Raw genomic sequence first — 16,780 nt, forward strand, 5'->3', positions numbered from 1 at the left:
ATTAATTAGGGATTATAAATGAGTAAACTGGCTGTATTTGATTTTGATTCAACACTGATGGATGGTGAGACCATTGATTTTCTTGCAGCGCCCCTTGGACTTGAAGCTCAGGTGGCAGCGATCACTGAAAGAGCCATGGCAGGTGAATTGGATTTCTATAAATCTCTTAGAGCAAGGGTAGCCCTGCTTGAAGGTTTGGAAGAGGAGAAAGTCAACAGTATCTGCGGTGATCTTCCTATGATGCCCGGTGCGCAAGAAGTAGTAACAGGGCTCAAAGAGAGAGGGTATACGGTGGTCTGTTTCTCAGGAGGGTTTAGAAATGCTACAAAGCCTGCATGTGAGAAACTGGGGGTGAATGCAGACTTTTCTAATTTTTTACATGCTGAAAATGGTGTACTTACCGGACAGGTAGGCGGAGAGATGATGTACAGCAATGCCAAGGGTGATATGATTACCCGTATGCAGGGACTGCTTGGTGTAGGACGTGAAGATACACTGGTTGTAGGTGATGGAGCAAATGATCTCAGTATGTTCGCCCATGCAGATACACGTGTGGCATTTTGTGCAAAACCTATACTGAAAGAGGCAGCGACACATTGTGTGGATGAGAAAGACCTCACTCAGATACTTCAGATAGTAGACTCGATCTAATGCAAAACAACAGTTGCAGTATCAAAGGCATTGTACGACAACTGTTCGACTACAAAAAAGCTGTCCTCTTAGGCAATCTGCTTGCACTGCTCTCTACACTGCTTGTCGTTATTATCCCGCTTTTTATACCAATTCTTGTAGATGAGCTTTTACTGGGGCAGGATCACGGGTTCATCAGCTGGATATCTGAATATCTCTTTACTTCGGACACCAAAGGGTATGTACTCTTTGTCTTGGCCCTTATTATCTTTCTTCGTGTTTCCAGCGTACTTCTGGGTATTATGCAAAGCAGGATCTTTACGATCATATCAAAAAACATTACTTACAAAATGAGAGAGTCCTTACTGAAGCATCTTAAAAATGTTTCACTCAAAGAGTATGAGACAATGCGTGTCGGAGCGGTGACCTCCAAATTGGTGACAGATGTGGAGACGATAGACGGATTTGTCAGCAGTACCATTTCTAAATTTATCATCGCCTCTTTTGTACTGCTTTTTTCCGCGGCGGTACTGCTGTGGATCCATTGGCAGCTTGCCTTGTTTATTTTGATCACCAATCCCATCGTGGTCTTTTTTACTGCCAAACTGGCTCGAAATATCGGTAAGCTCAAAAAAGAAGAAAACAAGGCGGTGGAACTCTTTCAGTCTGCGTTGAATGAAACGTTGGAACTCTTTCATCAGATACGTGCGGCAAATAAAGAAGCATATTTCTTTGACAAGAGTGAAATGAAAGCTAGGGAACTCAAAGAGCATGCTATCGCATACGGTTATAAGAGTGAAGCGGCAATGAAATACTCCTATCTGGTCTTCCTAAGTGGGTATGAAGTTTTCAGGGCAGTCAGTATCCTGGCTGTGGCATACTCTGACCTCTCCGTGGGGTTGATGCTCGCTATTTTTTCATACCTGTGGGTAATGGTAACACCAACACAGGATATTATCAATTTTCAGTATGCACTTTCTACAGCCAAGGCCGCCTGTGCACGTATCAACAGTATCTATAAAATGGAACAAGAACCGCAAAGAGAAGAGTTGAAGGATCCTTTTGTTTCCCAACATGCCATTGATATAGAGGTGAAGGACCTTTCATTCTCCTATCAGAAGAACAAAAAAATATTAACTAATATAAACATGCATATCAAACAAGGTTCAAAGGTCGCCATAGTCGGTGCCAGCGGTTCCGGAAAGACAACACTCTCTAACATACTTGTCGGTTTTTATCCATTGGATGAGGGTGAGATCATCTATGGCAGTGTATCGAACAAAGCATTGAAACTTTCTACAATACGGGAAAATATTCATCTCATCTTGCAACATCCTAAACTCTTTAATGATACAATGTTGTTTAATCTAACGTTAGGCAAAGTATATAGTGAGGATGCAGTGCAAAAAGCACTTGAGATCGCACAGCTTACAGATGTCATAGAACGTTTAGATCTGGGACTTGATACGCTGGTCGGGAAAGACGGTATCAAGCTCAGTGGAGGGCAGCGACAAAGAGTGGCTATAGCAAGGATGATCCTGGCTGATCCCAAAGTGGTGATCTTTGATGAATCAACCTCGGCTTTAGATGTGCATACAGAAATGAAACTGTTTGAAGCACTGCATGACTTTTTGTCTCAAAAGACGGTGATCACTATCGCACACAGACTCAGTACGATTAAAAGCGCAGAGTTCATTTATGTGTTGGAAGATGGTGAAGTGGTTGATAGTGGTACACCAAAAGCACTATTGGCAAAAGATGAGAGCTATTTTTCCAGCATGGTTTAAAAAAGGTATACATTGGATATTTTTCAAGCGATAATCATAGGTATTATCGAAGGTTTTACAGAGTTTCTGCCTATTTCATCTACAGGGCATATGATCGTTGCCAGTAAGTTCCTGGGTGTTTCCCAGGATGCACTGACCAAAGCATATGAGGTCATTATCCAGTTTGCTGCCATTATGGCCGTGATGCTCATCTATAAAGAAAAAATCACTTTCAAGAAAATAGCACTTTGGCAAAAACTTTTTGTTGCTTTTTTACCTTTGGCCATCGTAGGCTACCTCTTCAAAGATCAGATCAAAACACTTTTTACTGTTGAGGTTGTGGCATGGATGTTCATTATCGGTGGGCTTGTTTTTCTTCTGCTTGAGTATTTTTACAAAGAAAAAGAGTGGCATGTCTCAGACGTGGAAGCGGTCAGTTACACACAGGCTCTCTGGATTGGTATTGCCCAGATATTTTCACTGATTCCAGGTACAAGCAGAGCAGGGGCCACCATTGTGGGCGGGTTGTTGGTAGGTATGGACAGAAAAGCATCTGCAGAGTTCTCTTTTTTACTTGCGATCCCTGTGATGGCAGCAGTGACAGGGTATGACTTGCTCAAACACTATCAGGATTTTGCAGATGCTAACTGGGGAGCATTTCTTGCAGGATTCATTACGGCGTTTATTGTAGCTTATTTGACGATCAAGCTTTTTCTGGCATTTATTCAACGTTTTACGTTTGTGGCGTTCGGTATCTATAGGATACTTTTTGGAGTCGTTTTATTGATATTCATTTAAAGTGAAAATATATCTGAATTTATAGAACCTCCTGCGGGAGTTTCTCTTAAGTTCAAAACAAGATCTTTTGGACATGAATGAGGTATGCCTCATATTTTAAAGGTAAATAATGAAATTTAATGAATTTGATTTTCATGCTGATCTGGCAAAAGGTGTGAAAATAGCAGGCTTTAAAGAGCCTAGCCCCATCCAGGAGATGGCTATCCCTATTATCACCAATGGTAGTGACATGGTAGGTCAGGCCCATACGGGTACAGGAAAGACAGCAGCGTTCGGTCTTCCTATTATGGATAAACTTGCTAAAGGCGAGATAGAAAGAGCATTGATCATCACCCCTACAAGAGAACTCGCAACACAGGTAGCCGACGAACTCTATCATTTGGGACGTTTTGCAGGTATCAGGACATTGACCGTGTATGGCGGTGTAGGGTATGGACGTCAGATAGCGCTTATACATAAAGGTGTACAGATCGTCGTAGCAACACCGGGAAGACTTAAAGATCTTTACAGAAAAGGCAAGATCGATGTGTTGAACCCGGAGATCGTTGTACTGGATGAAGCAGATGAAATGCTCGATATGGGTTTCCTTGAAGAGATCAAAGAGATCTTTGAGTACATTCCTCAGAACAGACAAACACTGCTCTTCTCTGCAACGATGCCTGAACCGATCAAAGAGCTAGCAAACAATATTCTTTATCAACCGGAGTATATCTCTGTTGTAGGTGAGGAAGAGACGACAAATAACATCATTGAACAACGTTATTATGTGATCCATGAGCACCAGAGAGATGAAGCGATCGTAAAGCTGCTTGAAACTGAAAAGACCAACAAATGTATCATCTTCTGCCGTATGAAAAGGGAAGTGGACAGGCTAACAGAGCATTTGCAGGCATTAGGATTCAATGCTAATGGTTTACATGGCGACTTGGAACAGATGGATAGAGAAGTGGTCATTAAAGCCTATAGAAGAGGGGAAACGAAGATTATGGTGGCTACAGATGTCGCTGCACGTGGTCTGGATGTCAAAAACGTCACACATGTTTTTAATTATCACATTCCTTTCGACCCGCAAAGTTATGTCCATCGTATCGGTCGTACAGGACGTGCAGGAAGAAGTGGTCAGGCTATTACTTTGGTGACAACCGAAGAATTCAAAGAGCTTCAACGTATCCAAAAAGAAGTGGGTGCAGAGATGCGTTTGGCTACGATCCAGGGTGGCTCAGGACTGGATGATGCAAGTTGCGAATATTTGGCTGAACAGATCAGAAATATCCAAGTACATGACGATGCAGCAGCGCTTTTGGAGTATATGGGAGAGATGGATAAAGAGATACTTTTGGCAAAACTCATTTCACGTATCATTGAAGAGGAACAGCATAACATAGGAACCCAAATAGGTTTTGATCAAAATACTGTAGATGAGATGATGCAGGGGTACGTAAAGGAACAAAAAGTTACGCGGAATAACAATCGTAGAAAAAAGAGAAGATAATTCTTTTTTTTTACCTAATAACAAGCAAAACTGTTTTAAAATCTGTAAACTTATAAAGTGAGGTTAATCACATGGAAATAGATTTAGTAAGCGAAGGCTTAAAATTTATGGTACTGGGAATGCTGATCGTATTCATCTTTCTAGTTATCCTGGTTCAGGTAATGAAGCTCCAAGCTAAAATTATCAGTAAATACTTTCCTGATAAAGTAGTTGAAGCAGCGCCTGTTTCAACAAGCACTGCACAGGAAGCTGAAAAAGAAGCACATCATGTTGCAGCTATAGTTGCAGCAATCAAAGAATTTCGTAAACAATCATAAAAACAAGGTATCGTAAATGGCTAAAAAATATATTGATGTAATGGATACGACTTTTAGAGACGGATTTCAGTCTGTCTTTGGCGGTCGTGTACTTATGGATGATTTCTTTCCTGCCGTAGAGGCAGCGAAGAATGCAGGTATTAATCACTTCGAATTTGGTGGAGGAGCAAGATTCCAATCACTCTTCTTCTACTTACAGGAAAACGCATTTGATATGATGGACGGTTTCAGAGAGATCGTAGGACCGGATGCTAACCTTCAAGTACTTTCACGTGGTATCAACACAGTAATGCTTGATACTGGTAGCCGTGAAATGATAGAACTCTTCGCAAAAATGTTCAAAAAGCATGGTACAACAACTGTACGTAACTTTGATGCACTGAATGATGTGAACAACCTTGCATTTTCTGCAGAAATGATCAAAAAGCATGGTCTTGATCATGAAGTAGTGGTAACAATGATGGACCTTCCTCCAGGATGTAAAGGTGCACATGATGTCGCTTTTTATGAAAAAACACTGAGAAATATCCTAGATTCTGGTATCTCTTTTGACAGCGTTTGTTTCAAAGATGCATCAGGAACAGCGAACCCTCATAAAGTCTATGAGACTATCACAATGGCTAGAAAACTTCTTGGCGAGAGTGTACACTTAAGACTTCACACGCATGAAACTGCAGGTGTTTCTGTAGCATCATATCTTGCAGCGTTGGATGCAGGAGCGAATGGTATCGATATGGCAGCATCACCGGTAAGTGGTGGTACCAGCCAGCCGGATATCCTTACTATGCTTCATGCAACAAAAGGAACAGATTATAACCTTGGTGATCTACAGCTTGATAAAGTGCTTAAGTATGAAGAGAGACTTAAAGAGTGTCTTTCAGACTACATGATTCCACCTGAAGCAACACAGGTATCACCACTTATTCCATTCTCACCTATGCCTGGTGGTGCATTGACAGCAAACACGCAGATGATGAGAGATGCAGGTGATCTTGAAAAGTTCGATCAAGTGATCGCTGCGATGAAAGAGGTAGTAGAGCGTGGTGGTTACGGTACATCTGTAACACCGGTAAGTCAATTCTATTGGCAACAAGCCTACGCTAACGTGATGTTCGGACCATGGAAGCAGATCGCTCCGGGATATGGACGTATGGTTCTTGGATACTTTGGTAAAACACCGGTACAAGCAGATGAGGAGATCATCAAACTTGCATCTGATAAATTGGGTCTAGAACCAACGACAGAAAATCCTTTGGATATTGCAGATAGAGATGAATCAAAGTCTATCGCACACTGGACAAAAGTACTTGAAGATGAAGGGTTGGCAACTACAGATGAAAACATCTTCATTGCTGGTGCATGTGCTGAAAAAGGTATTGCGTTCTTGAAGGGTGAAAGTCCTCTCATGGTAAGAAAAGGTGAAGAAAATAATTGTAATGGAGAAAAAGAGATGGCAGGAAATTATACAGTAGTAGTAGACGGTAAACAATATAGCGTACAAGTAGCAGAGGGTGAGGGAGATATCCAAATTGCACCTGCAGCACCTACAGCACAAGTTAATGCAGTAGCAGAAGCTTCAACACCGGCATTGGTACCGGGTGCAGCCGGAAGTGTGGAAATACACTCACAAACACCGGGTAACGTCTGGAAGATCGTGAAAAATCCGGGTGATACTGTTGCTGAAGGTGATGTGATCATGATACTTGAAGCGATGAAGATGGAAATCGATATCGCTGCACCGCAAGCGGGTAAAATCGCCTCAATCAATGTCAATGTCAACGATGCAGTCGCAGACGGACAACTTCTAGCCACGATGGAGTAGTCGGTATGAAGCTCAAACATCTTTTACTTTCGATGATGTTCGCTTTTACAGCACTCACATCAACAGTGCAAGCCAGTGTGCATGAAGCACCTGCTGCACCTGCACAAGAAGAACAGGCCTATGAACCTAAATCTATCACGCAACTTCTTGTAAGCTTTTTTGAAACTACAGGTCTTAATGCAATGGTTAACCCTGAAGAGGGTGTCAAGAATGGTCATGGTGAAGAGATGAGTTTATTTGCCCAAAGTTGGGGTAAACTTATTATGTTTATTATTATCTTTTTACTTTTCTATTTAGCTATTGCTAAAGGGTTTGAACCACTTCTTCTTTTACCTATCGCTTTCGGCGGACTTCTAGCCAATATACCTATTGCCAATATGACCGGTGATCACGGAATGCTCGGTATTATCTACAATATGGGTATTGCCAACGAATTCTTCCCTCTGTTGATCTTTATGGGTGTTGGAGCGATGACAGACTTCGGACCACTTCTTTCTAACCCTAAAACAGCACTTCTAGGTGGAGCTGCACAGTTTGGTATCTTTGGTTCATTGGTCGGTGCTGCTGCACTTTCTCAGTATACTGGGATGGTAGACTTCACACTTAAGCAATCTGCAGCGATCAGTATCATTGGTGGAGCAGATGGTCCTACATCGATCTTTATCGCATCGGCATTGGCACCGGAACTTCTTGGAGCTATCGCAGTTGCAGCCTATTCATACATGGCATTGGTTCCAGTGATCCAGCCACCGATAATGAGAGCTTTAACAACAAAAGAAGAGCGTCAGATCGTTATGAAGACAACAAGAAAAGTGAATAGACTTGAAAAACTTATTTTCCCTCTGATCGTTATTATGATGATCGCACTTATCCTACCGGATGCTGCACCGCTTATGGGTTCTTTTGCACTTGGTAACTTTGCAAAAGAGTCAGGTGTGGTTGACAGACTTTCTAATGAGATGCAAAATTCACTCATTAACATTGTTACGATCTTCCTTGGTCTTGGTGTTGGTTCAAAGCTGGCTTCAGATTCATTCCTGGTAGCTGAGACAATGGGTATTATGATCATTGGTCTTCTTGCCTTTGCAGCGGGTACTGCAGCAGGTGTACTTATGGGTAAGATCATGAACAAGTTCTCTAAAGAACCTATCAACCCACTTATCGGTGCAGCGGGGGTTTCTGCAGTACCGATGGCAGCAAGGGTTGTCAGTAAAGTTGGTTCTGAAGAAAAACCGGGTAATATTCTGCTTATGCATGCTATGGGTCCAAATGTTGCCGGTGTTATCGGTTCAGCCGTAGCAGCCGGTGTACTACTCTCTATTTTTAAATAAAATAGCATCAGGTACTATGCTTCCTCGTTTGAGGAAGTATAAGTGAGGAAATAGTCTCTATTTGCTCACTTATGCTTTAGCATGATAAACATAAAAAGCGGTACCGCTTGAACACTCTGCCGAAGAGAGTGATCAGCATGAGCGTAGCAAAAACGGACTATGTCCGTTTACATTAAAATAAAAAAAGAAAGAAATAGGATACTTATGAGTACTAAAACGCCCAACGGACTTGATAAACTAGGATTGAAAGATATTAAAGATGTCTATTACAATTTAAGTTATGACGAGTTGCAAGCGCACGAAGTAAGCAGAGGAGAGTGTAAGATCTCAACATCAGGTACAGCAATGTGTGATACAGGAATCTTCACAGGACGTAGTCCAAAAGACAAATATTTCGTTGATCAGGCACCTTCAAACGAACATATCGCTTGGGGTGATATCAATGCGAAAATAGATAAAGAGATCTATGATGAACTTCTTGATCTTACATTAACTCAACTTTCCGGTAAGAACATTTATGTAACAGATGTTTATGCAGGAGCAAGTGCAGCAAGTAAGCGTTCTGTACGTTTTGTGACAGAAGTAGCATGGCAGGCACACTTTGTTAAAAATATGTTCATTCGTCCTACAGAGTCTGAACTTGAAAGATTTGAACCGGATTTCACTGTCTATAATGCATGTAAAGCTGTGGATGAAAAATACAAAGAACACGGATTGAACTCTGATGTTTTTGTTGTATTTAATGTAGAAGACAATGTAGCTATCATCGGTGGTACCTGGTACGGTGGTGAGATGAAAAAAGGTATCTTCTCTATGATGAACTACTGGTTGCCGCTTGAGGGTAAACTCTCTATGCACTGTTCTGCCAATGTAGGTAAAGAGGGCGATGTCTGTCTATTCTTTGGACTTTCCGGTACAGGGAAGACGACACTTTCAACAGATCCTCAAAGGGCACTGATCGGTGATGATGAACATGGTTGGGATAATCATGGTGTCTTTAACTTCGAAGGTGGATGTTACGCAAAAGTGATCAACCTTGATGAAAAATCCGAACCTGAGATCTATGGTGCGATCGTGAAAGATGCACTTTTGGAGAATGTTGTTGCAGATGAGAATGGTGTGGTTGATTATACGGATGGTTCTAAAACAGAGAATACACGTGTTTCATATCCTATAGAACATATTGAGAATCATAAAAAAGATCTTCAGGCAGGTCATCCAAACAATATTATCTTCCTTTCAGCAGATGCATTTGGTGTCTTGCCTCCGGTAAGTAAGCTTACCAAAGAGCAGGCGATGTACTATTTCCTCAGTGGATATACAGCGAAAGTGGCCGGAACAGAGAGAGGTATTACGGAGCCTGTAGCAACCTTCTCTGCATGTTTTGGTGAAGCATTTTTGCCACTGCACCCAACTGTCTATGCAAAACTTCTTGGTGAGAAGATCGATGAGCATGGTGTTAACGTATACCTGGTGAATACTGGTTGGACAGGTGGTCCTTATGGTACAGGTAAGCGTATGAGTATCAAGAACACAAGAGCTTGTATCGATGGTATCTTGAGCGGTGCTATTTTGGATACAGAGTTCGAGACATTGGATACTTTCAATCTTTCTATCCCTAAAACACTAGAGGGTGTAGATACGGCTGTACTTAACCCGAGAAATACATGGGAAGATAAAGCGGAGTATGACGCTATGTTGGCGAAACTCGCCGGTATGTTCCAGGAGAACTTCCACCGTTATGACGGAAATGGTGACGAGTTCGACTTCGCATCTGCAGGTCCTCAACTATAAGATTATAGACTCACACTAATCACTTGTGTGAGTCATAATTAACCCCCTCTTACATCACTCAATTTTCAATCCTTTATAAAACACGCGTCAGTTCCTTTTAATATCTCTTTAGAGATACCGCTATACTACTACTTTATAACTATTTTGTGGGGATAAACATGAAAAAAATGAAAAAAGTCGAAGTCATCATCGAATCTATTTATACAAATAGATTATTAGAGATATTTAAAGAAGCTGATGTGACAGGTTATACCATTATCAGAGATATTGAAGGGTATGGAAGTCACGGATTAAAAACTGCCGATGAAGCGAATGATCTTCTTAGCAATAATTATATCTTTACCGTATGCCGAGAGGAAAAATTTGAAAGAATGATAGAAAAAATCAGAGCTTTCATAGATAGATATGGCGGGAAATGTATCATTAGCGACTCTCTCGTGCTATTACATTCAAAAGATTCACAACAAGTATGAGTCACTCTTTGTAAATTAAAATTTTATTGACAAATAAAAACTGATCGCAAATTCCTCATCTTGATTAAGATAATGGTTTTTGTGATAGACAGCATAAGGTGGTTTTGTTGTTGTCTGATACTCACTTTTTGGCAACCACTCATGATATACCCAGTGGATCAACTTCAATAGATCTCCTCTTTTTCCTTCAAAATCAAACTTGGCATAAACACCCCCAGAGATATTAAAACTTGGAAGACGTTGATCTTTCAATTCCTTTTCGTCATTTGGTACTATGCATGCTACATAATGACACTCATCCAATGGTGTGATGGTCGGATTATCGTGGAAAAGTGATATCTCTGTATAGTCCTTCAACTCATTCTGGTAAACCCAAGTTTGAATTTTTTGCCAAGTGAGTTTTGACTTGTCGTAAGCATAGCCTCTGTGACGAATATAATAGGCACTCATTTGAGGCATCTTTATAATTTGAGGTTGTATGACTTCAAAACTGGCTGTGGAGGCTTGTGCTTTTGGTGATTGCAAGAGAATTTTATGCGAATAGTCTTTATATCCACCCTTTCTCCACTTGTTAGGTGTCATGGAAAAACGTTCTTTAAATGCACGAATAAAAGAGGTTTGAGAGCTGTAGCCACACTCATTGGCTACCTCTGAAATAGTCGAATATTTATTTGTTAACAAAAGATTAGAAGCCTTTTGAAGACGAATATATTTAATACTTTCATAGATGTTCCGCCCAAACACTTCTTTAAAGATCTTATGCATATAAAATTTATTGATTTTAAAATGATCTGCAAGTTCATCAATGTTGATATCTGTCTCTATATGCTTATAGAAGTAAAACATTAAGTCATTTGAGATTTTTATTTTTTTATCTAAAGTTTCTTGTTTCATAACATTATAATACCAATATTGGATAAAAATAATATTAAATATGGATAACTTATAAGATAAAAAAAGATAATTAAAGAAACAATATTAGTGAAGAATTTAGTCCATAAAATTAATTATAATGCTTGAAATTTTTCTGATGGAAAAAATTAGTTCAGAAAAATCTAGAAGAATTAGATTGAGGTGGAAGCTGTAAATATACAGTTTCTAAGACAGTTTATATTTAATTGATAATAATAGGAATAAAAATGGCAAACTTACCAAAAATCATATGGTCAAAAATCGATGAGGCGCCGGCACTGGCTACGTATTCATTACTACCAATTGTCAATGCTTTCACTAAAGAAGCGGGTGTTGAAGTTGTAGAGAGTGATATCTCACTTGCAGGAAGAGTACTTGCAGCTATGGGTCTTCAAGAAGATGAACTCTCTAAATTAGGTGAAGTAGTACTTCAACCAGACGGGAACGTAATTAAACTTCCAAACATCTCTGCATCAGTAGGACAGCTTAAAGATTGTATCGCTGAGCTTCAAGGACAAGGATATGATATCCCTAACTACCCTGAAAACCCAGTGAATTCTGAAGAAGAAGCGATCCAAGCAAAATACAATGTATGTCTCGGTTCAGCAGTTAACCCAGTACTTAGAGAAGGTAACTCAGACAGAAGAGCTGCAAAAGCGGTTAAGAGATTTGCACAAAACAACCCACATAGACTTAAAGCAGTAGATGAGAACTGTCAAGCATACGTTGCACACATGGGTGGAAAAGGTGACTTCTTTGGTCATGAAAAATCTGTAACATCTACAGCAGACCAAAAAGTGACTATCGCACTTAATGGTAAAGAGCTTACTTCTATCGATGCATTGGCAGGTGAAGTACTTGATGGTACATTTATGTCTGTTGCTGCTCTTAGAGCATTCTATAAACAAACGATCGAAGATGCAAAAGCAAAAGGACTTATCTGGTCACTTCACTTGAAAGCTACAATGATGAAGATTTCTGACCCGATTATGTTCGGTCACGCATTTGAGATCTTCTTCGCAGACGTATTCGCTAAATATGCAGATACTTTCAAAGAAGTAGGTGTAAACCCTAACATGGGTATGAGTGACCTTGAGAAAAAAATCGCTGGTCACGCACAAGAAGCTGAGATCAAAGCAGCATTCCAAGCAGTAGTTGATTCTGATGCTCCAAAAATTGCAATGGTTGACTCTGATAAAGGTGAAACTAACTTCAACGCTTCTAACGATGTAATTATCGATGCTTCTATGCCAGTAGTGGTAAGAGAAGGTGGTAAGCAGTGGGATAGAACTGGTGCAGCTGGTGAAACTGTTGCTGTAGTTCCTGATTCAACTTACGCAATGTTCCACGAAGAGATGGTAGCTGATATCGTTGCTAACGGTCAGTATGATGTATCTACAATGGGTGCAATGCAAAACATCGGTCTTATGGCTCAAAAAGCAGAAGAGTACGGTTCTCACCCAACAACTTTCGAACTGGCTGAAGCTGGTACTGTAACAGTTACAGGTTCTGTAGATGGCGAAATGATGAGCTTTGAGTGTGAGGCTGGAGATATCTGGAGACTTGCTAGAACAAAAGATATACCGATTAGAGACTGGGTAAGATTGACTGTTGAAAGAACTAGAATCGAAGGTATCCCTGCAGTATTCTGGTTAGATGAGAACAGAGCACACGATGCAGAGCTTATCAAAAAAGTAAACGCGTATCTTAAAGATTACGATACTGATGGTCTGGATATCAGATTCATGAAAGTAACTGATGCAACTAGATTTACAAATGCTGAGATCAGAAAAGGTAACAACGTGATCGCGGTAACTGGTAACGTACTAAGAGACCACTTGACTGATATGTACCCGATCCTTGAGCTTGGTACTTCAGCGAAGATGCTTTCTATCGTTCCATTGATCGCCGGTGGTGGATTGTTTGAAACTGGTGCAGGTGGATCTGCTCCTAAGCACGTAGACCAGTTTAACGAAACAGGTCACTTAAGATGGGATTCACTTGGTGAGTTCTTGGCATTGGCTGAGTCACTAAGAATGATCGGTCAAAAACATGAGGATGCTAAACTAGCTGCTATGACTGCCGGTCTTGATGCTGCGAACCAAGGATACCTTGATAACAACAAAGCACCAGGAAGAAAAGTGGGTCAGCCAGATAACAAAGCATCTCACTTCTACTTGGCTCAGTACTGGGCAGAGGCACTTGCAAACGGTGAGAATGCAGAGTTAGCTGCGAAGTTTGCTCCGGTTGCTAAAGCACTCAAAGAGAACGAAGAGAAGATCATGGAAGAGCTTCTTGCAGTTGAAGGTCAACCACAAGATGTTGGTGGTTACTTCCACCCGAACGATGAGCTTGCTGCGAAAGCAATGAGACCATCTGCTACATTGAATGCGATCATTGATGCTATCTAAGTAGCACTTCACTGAGTATTGCACCATATCGGTGCAATACTTGCTATCAAAACGTTTTTAGGAGATTCTTTATGAATTTAGATCTAATACTTCAAAATATTCTAAACCCACCCATACTTTTCTTTTTGCTCGGTATGTTAGCTGTTTTTTTCAAATCAGAATTATCGATTCCGCAGCCTTTACCCAAACTTTTTTCACTCTATCTTTTAATAGCGATCGGGCTTCATGGAGGATATGAACTTTCTCATAGTGGTTTAAATACCTACATATTTACTGCACTTTCCTTAGCCATTCTCATGGCGATCATCGTACCGATCTATAGCTATTTTATTTTACGTATGAAATTGGATAACTATAATGCGATTGCTATCGCTGCCACCTATGGATCGATCAGTGCGGTAACGTTCATTACTGGTATCACCTATCTTCAAACCATTGGCGTTGAATATGGGGGCTATATGGTAGCAGGAATGGCACTTATGGAGTCTCCGGCTATTGTAGTAGGACTTGTCTTTGCTACACTGTTTGCTAGAGGTTCTGAAGATAAAAAAGAGACAGATTGGAAAGAGATCTTTAGAGAGGCATTTTTAAATCCATCCGTCTATTTATTGGTCGGTGCTTTGATCATTGGTATTGCAACTGGAGAAAAAGGCTGGAATTCCATGGAACCATTGTTCGGGACTCTGTTTAAAGGAATGCTTGCATTTTTCCTTCTTGATATGGGATTGGTTGCAGCAAAAAGAATTTATGAGTTAAAAAAAGTTGGACTATTTTTAATTATGTTTGCAATCGCTATGCCTATATTTAATGCATCCGTTGCTATTCTATTAGGGTACTTCTTTGAACTGTCACAAGGAGATACATTATTGCTGTCATTACTTGCGGGAAGTGCTTCTTATATTGCAGTGCCTGCGGCTATGAGGTTATCTGTACCTGAAGCCAATCCTGGGCTTTATCTGCCACTCAGTCTAGCGGTCACTTTCCCTTTTAACATCTCTTTAGGGATACCGCTATACTACTACTTTATTACTATTTTGTGGGGTTAAAAATGAAAAAAATGAAAAAAGTTGAAGTCATCATCGAATCTATTTATACAAATAGATTATTAGAGATATTTAAAGAAGCTGATGTGACAGGTTATACCATTATCAGAGATATTGAGGGGTGCGGAAGTCACGGATTAAAAACTGCCGATGAAGCGAATGATCTCCTGAGCAATAATTATATCTTTACTGTGTGTGAAGAGGAAAAATTTGAAAGAATGATAGAAAAAATCAGAGCTTTCATAGATAGATATGGTGGAAAATGTATCATTAGCGACTCCCTTGTTTTATTGCATGAAAAAAAGTAAAGAAACTTTGGGAGATTATTCTGAAGATTTTTAACACAATAATACCAATATTAGATAATAATAATATCAAAAATAGATAATTTATTGAGCAAAAATAGTGTAGATATAAAATCTAAAAACCTTTAAAATACTATAAACTAAAATTGAAGGAATTCAAATGAGTAGAAAGATAACAAAAATCTTAATAGCCAATCGTGGTGAAATTGCATTGCGTATCATAAGAGCATGTAAAGAGTTGGATATTACGAGTGTAGTGATACACTCTGATGCTGACAGTGAAGGCTCATGGGTACAGAAAGCAGATAAAAGTGTCCTATTAGAGGGACACCCTGTGCAAGTTTATTTGGATTATGAAAATATCATTAAGGTCGCCAAAGAGTTAAAGTGTAGTGCTATCCATCCAGGGTATGGTTTTTTGTCTGAAAGTGCCGACTTTGCAAGAGCTTGTGACGAGAACGGTATTATATTTATCGGGCCAAAAGCAGAGCACATTGAACTTTTTGGAGATAAAATTACTTCTAAAAATGCGATGAAGGAGATAGGGGTACCTGTGCTTGAAGGTACAACTACACCTATCACAGATAAGAAAGAAGCAGAAAAAATTTCTCAAGAGATAGGTTTCCCGGTTATCATTAAAGCAGCATTTGGTGGTGGTGGTCGAGGAATGCGTGTAGTGCATGAAGCAAAACAGTTCGATTCACTCTTTGATGCAGCAACAAGTGAGGCTAAAAAATTCTTTGGGAACGGTGATGTCTTTATAGAAAAATTTGTAAGCAATCCACGACATATTGAAGTGCAGGTCATTGCAGATAAGTATGGGAACGTGGTCCATTTGGGCGAAAGAGACTGTTCAATTCAGAGACGTCATCAGAAAGTAATTGAAATTGCACCATCTCCAAGCCTTAATGATGCGACGAGAAAAGAGCTCTATCGTATTGCTATCAGAGCAATGAACCGTTTAGGGTATGAGAATGTCGGGACGATCGAATTTTTGTTAGATGCGAATGATAATATCTACTTCATAGAGATGAATACACGTCTTCAGGTTGAACACCCTGTTACAGAGATCATAACGGGTGTGGATATCGTACAAAGAATGATCCAAATTGCAGAGGGTGATAAGCTTCACTTCTTACAAGAAGAGATCGTGTTTAGAGGATATGCTATTGAGTTCAGGATCAATGCAGAGGATCCGCTCAACAATTTTATGCCATCATTTGGAACGATTGAAAAGTATTTAACCCCAGGTGGACCAGGCGTAAGGCTCGATACAAGCGTCTATGGCGGGTACTCTATACCTACCAATTATGATTCTATGATAGGAAAACTAATCGTGTGGGCATTGGACTGGGAAGGTGTCGTTAAAAAAGCTAAAAGAGCTTTAGATGAATACTACATAGAAGGTCTTACAACCAACATTCCATTCCATAAAGAGATAGTGTGTGATGAGAGTTTCCAAAAAGGTATCTTTGATACAGGATTCTTGGATAAACGTGTAGAACAATTTGCACTGCTTAATACCATCGCACCTACCGAAGATAAACGTATCAGTTCATTTTTCTCAAAATTGATGCAAAAAGGTTTAACTTCGAAAAAAGGTGACTTTATTTAGTTTCATTTTGTTACAAAGTAATTCTATTAATAATTCATATTAAAAAAATGGATACCTCTGTCGTATTTTTT

Annotated in this window: 14 protein-coding genes; 13 read left to right on the forward strand and 1 reads right to left on the reverse strand. The window is 40.0% G+C overall.

What is annotated here, in order from left to right; all coding sequences use genetic code 11:
* The first annotated feature begins 18 nt into the window (after positions 1-18).
* The 9 genes from serB (at position 19) to MN086_RS04150 (ending at position 10,423) form a co-directional block, all read left to right on the forward strand.
* The gene (gene serB, locus MN086_RS04110) at positions 19-651 is read left to right on the forward strand and encodes a phosphoserine phosphatase SerB (RefSeq protein WP_248576788.1); all 633 of its coding nucleotides are present in this window, start codon (positions 19-21) and stop codon (positions 649-651) included.
* Positions 651-2,417 (forward strand): ABC transporter ATP-binding protein, encoded by a 1,767-nt coding sequence (locus tag MN086_RS04115; RefSeq protein WP_248576789.1) that lies wholly within the window; start codon positions 651-653, stop codon positions 2,415-2,417. Before serB ends, MN086_RS04115 begins: the two co-directional genes overlap by 1 nt.
* 12 nt (positions 2,418-2,429) lie before the next feature.
* On the forward strand, positions 2,430-3,194 hold the full coding sequence (locus MN086_RS04120) for an undecaprenyl-diphosphate phosphatase (protein WP_248576790.1): 765 nt from the start codon (positions 2,430-2,432) through the stop codon (positions 3,192-3,194).
* 109 nt (positions 3,195-3,303) lie between these two features.
* Complete coding sequence (locus tag MN086_RS04125; protein WP_248576791.1) at positions 3,304-4,686, forward strand: DEAD/DEAH box helicase; 1,383 nt, start codon at positions 3,304-3,306, stop codon at positions 4,684-4,686.
* A 71-nt stretch (positions 4,687-4,757) separates the two neighbouring features.
* Complete coding sequence (locus MN086_RS04130; protein ID WP_248576792.1) at positions 4,758-5,003, forward strand: OadG family protein; 246 nt, start codon at positions 4,758-4,760, stop codon at positions 5,001-5,003.
* 16 nt (positions 5,004-5,019) lie between these two features.
* A complete protein-coding gene (locus MN086_RS04135; RefSeq protein ID WP_248576793.1) occupies positions 5,020-6,825 on the forward strand; it encodes a biotin/lipoyl-containing protein in 1,806 nt (601 codons plus the stop codon).
* Positions 6,826-6,830: 5 nt separating this feature from the next.
* Positions 6,831-8,156 (forward strand): sodium ion-translocating decarboxylase subunit beta, encoded by a 1,326-nt coding sequence (locus MN086_RS04140; RefSeq protein WP_248576794.1) that lies wholly within the window; start codon positions 6,831-6,833, stop codon positions 8,154-8,156.
* Between the two features lie 204 nt (positions 8,157-8,360).
* Positions 8,361-9,950, forward strand: coding sequence for a phosphoenolpyruvate carboxykinase (ATP) (gene pckA, locus MN086_RS04145; RefSeq protein WP_248576795.1), 1,590 nt, complete (start codon positions 8,361-8,363; stop codon positions 9,948-9,950).
* A 158-nt stretch (positions 9,951-10,108) separates the two neighbouring features.
* Positions 10,109-10,423 carry a DUF190 domain-containing protein gene (locus MN086_RS04150; protein ID WP_248576796.1) on the forward strand — a complete coding sequence of 105 codons (315 nt, stop codon included), beginning with the start codon at positions 10,109-10,111 and terminating at the stop codon, positions 10,421-10,423.
* A 15-nt stretch (positions 10,424-10,438) separates the two neighbouring features.
* Here the strand turns inward: MN086_RS04150 and MN086_RS04155 are convergent, their stop codons facing one another.
* Positions 10,439-11,317, reverse strand: coding sequence for a GyrI-like domain-containing protein (locus MN086_RS04155; protein WP_248576797.1), 879 nt, complete (start codon positions 11,315-11,317; stop codon positions 10,439-10,441).
* A gap of 245 nt (positions 11,318-11,562) precedes the next feature.
* Here MN086_RS04155 and MN086_RS04160 point away from each other — a divergent pair, with 245 nt between their 5' ends.
* The 4 genes from MN086_RS04160 (at position 11,563) to MN086_RS04175 (ending at position 16,709) form a co-directional block, all read left to right on the forward strand.
* Positions 11,563-13,746, forward strand: coding sequence for an NADP-dependent isocitrate dehydrogenase (locus MN086_RS04160; RefSeq protein ID WP_248576798.1), 2,184 nt, complete (start codon positions 11,563-11,565; stop codon positions 13,744-13,746).
* A 71-nt stretch (positions 13,747-13,817) separates the two neighbouring features.
* Positions 13,818-14,792 (forward strand): sodium-dependent bicarbonate transport family permease, encoded by a 975-nt coding sequence (locus MN086_RS04165; RefSeq protein WP_248576799.1) that lies wholly within the window; start codon positions 13,818-13,820, stop codon positions 14,790-14,792.
* Between the two features lie 11 nt (positions 14,793-14,803).
* Positions 14,804-15,097 carry a P-II family nitrogen regulator gene (locus tag MN086_RS04170; RefSeq protein ID WP_248576800.1) on the forward strand — a complete coding sequence of 98 codons (294 nt, stop codon included), beginning with the start codon at positions 14,804-14,806 and terminating at the stop codon, positions 15,095-15,097.
* 157 nt (positions 15,098-15,254) lie between these two features.
* Positions 15,255-16,709: an acetyl/propionyl/methylcrotonyl-CoA carboxylase subunit alpha gene (locus MN086_RS04175; RefSeq protein ID WP_248576801.1), complete on the forward strand. Its 1,455-nt coding sequence runs from the start codon at positions 15,255-15,257 to the stop codon at positions 16,707-16,709.
* Positions 16,710-16,780: the final 71 nt, after the last annotated feature.

Origin of the sequence: Sulfurovum sp. XGS-02, from assembly GCF_023213175.1 — a bacterium.
Classification (GTDB): Bacteria; Campylobacterota; Campylobacteria; order Campylobacterales; family Sulfurovaceae; genus Sulfurovum.

Excerpts from the sequence above, each read along its gene's own strand:
- pckA (WP_248576795.1), top strand. The coding sequence starts at position 8,361 with ATGAGTACTAAAACGCCCAACGGACTTGATAAACTAGGATTGAAAGAT.
- MN086_RS04115 (WP_248576789.1), top strand. The coding sequence starts at position 651 with ATGCAAAACAACAGTTGCAGTATCAAAGGCATTGTACGACAACTGTTC.
- MN086_RS04155 (WP_248576797.1), bottom strand. The coding sequence starts at position 11,317 with ATGAAACAAGAAACTTTAGATAAAAAAATAAAAATCTCAAATGACTTA.
- MN086_RS04135 (WP_248576793.1), top strand. The coding sequence starts at position 5,020 with ATGGCTAAAAAATATATTGATGTAATGGATACGACTTTTAGAGACGGA.
- MN086_RS04130 (WP_248576792.1), top strand. The coding sequence starts at position 4,758 with ATGGAAATAGATTTAGTAAGCGAAGGCTTAAAATTTATGGTACTGGGA.
- MN086_RS04165 (WP_248576799.1), top strand. The coding sequence starts at position 13,818 with ATGAATTTAGATCTAATACTTCAAAATATTCTAAACCCACCCATACTT.
- MN086_RS04150 (WP_248576796.1), top strand. The coding sequence starts at position 10,109 with ATGAAAAAAATGAAAAAAGTCGAAGTCATCATCGAATCTATTTATACA.
- MN086_RS04175 (WP_248576801.1), top strand. The coding sequence starts at position 15,255 with ATGAGTAGAAAGATAACAAAAATCTTAATAGCCAATCGTGGTGAAATT.
- MN086_RS04160 (WP_248576798.1), top strand. The coding sequence starts at position 11,563 with ATGGCAAACTTACCAAAAATCATATGGTCAAAAATCGATGAGGCGCCG.
- MN086_RS04170 (WP_248576800.1), top strand. The coding sequence starts at position 14,804 with ATGAAAAAAGTTGAAGTCATCATCGAATCTATTTATACAAATAGATTA.
- MN086_RS04140 (WP_248576794.1), top strand. The coding sequence starts at position 6,831 with ATGAAGCTCAAACATCTTTTACTTTCGATGATGTTCGCTTTTACAGCA.
- serB (WP_248576788.1), top strand. The coding sequence starts at position 19 with ATGAGTAAACTGGCTGTATTTGATTTTGATTCAACACTGATGGATGGT.
- MN086_RS04125 (WP_248576791.1), top strand. The coding sequence starts at position 3,304 with ATGAAATTTAATGAATTTGATTTTCATGCTGATCTGGCAAAAGGTGTG.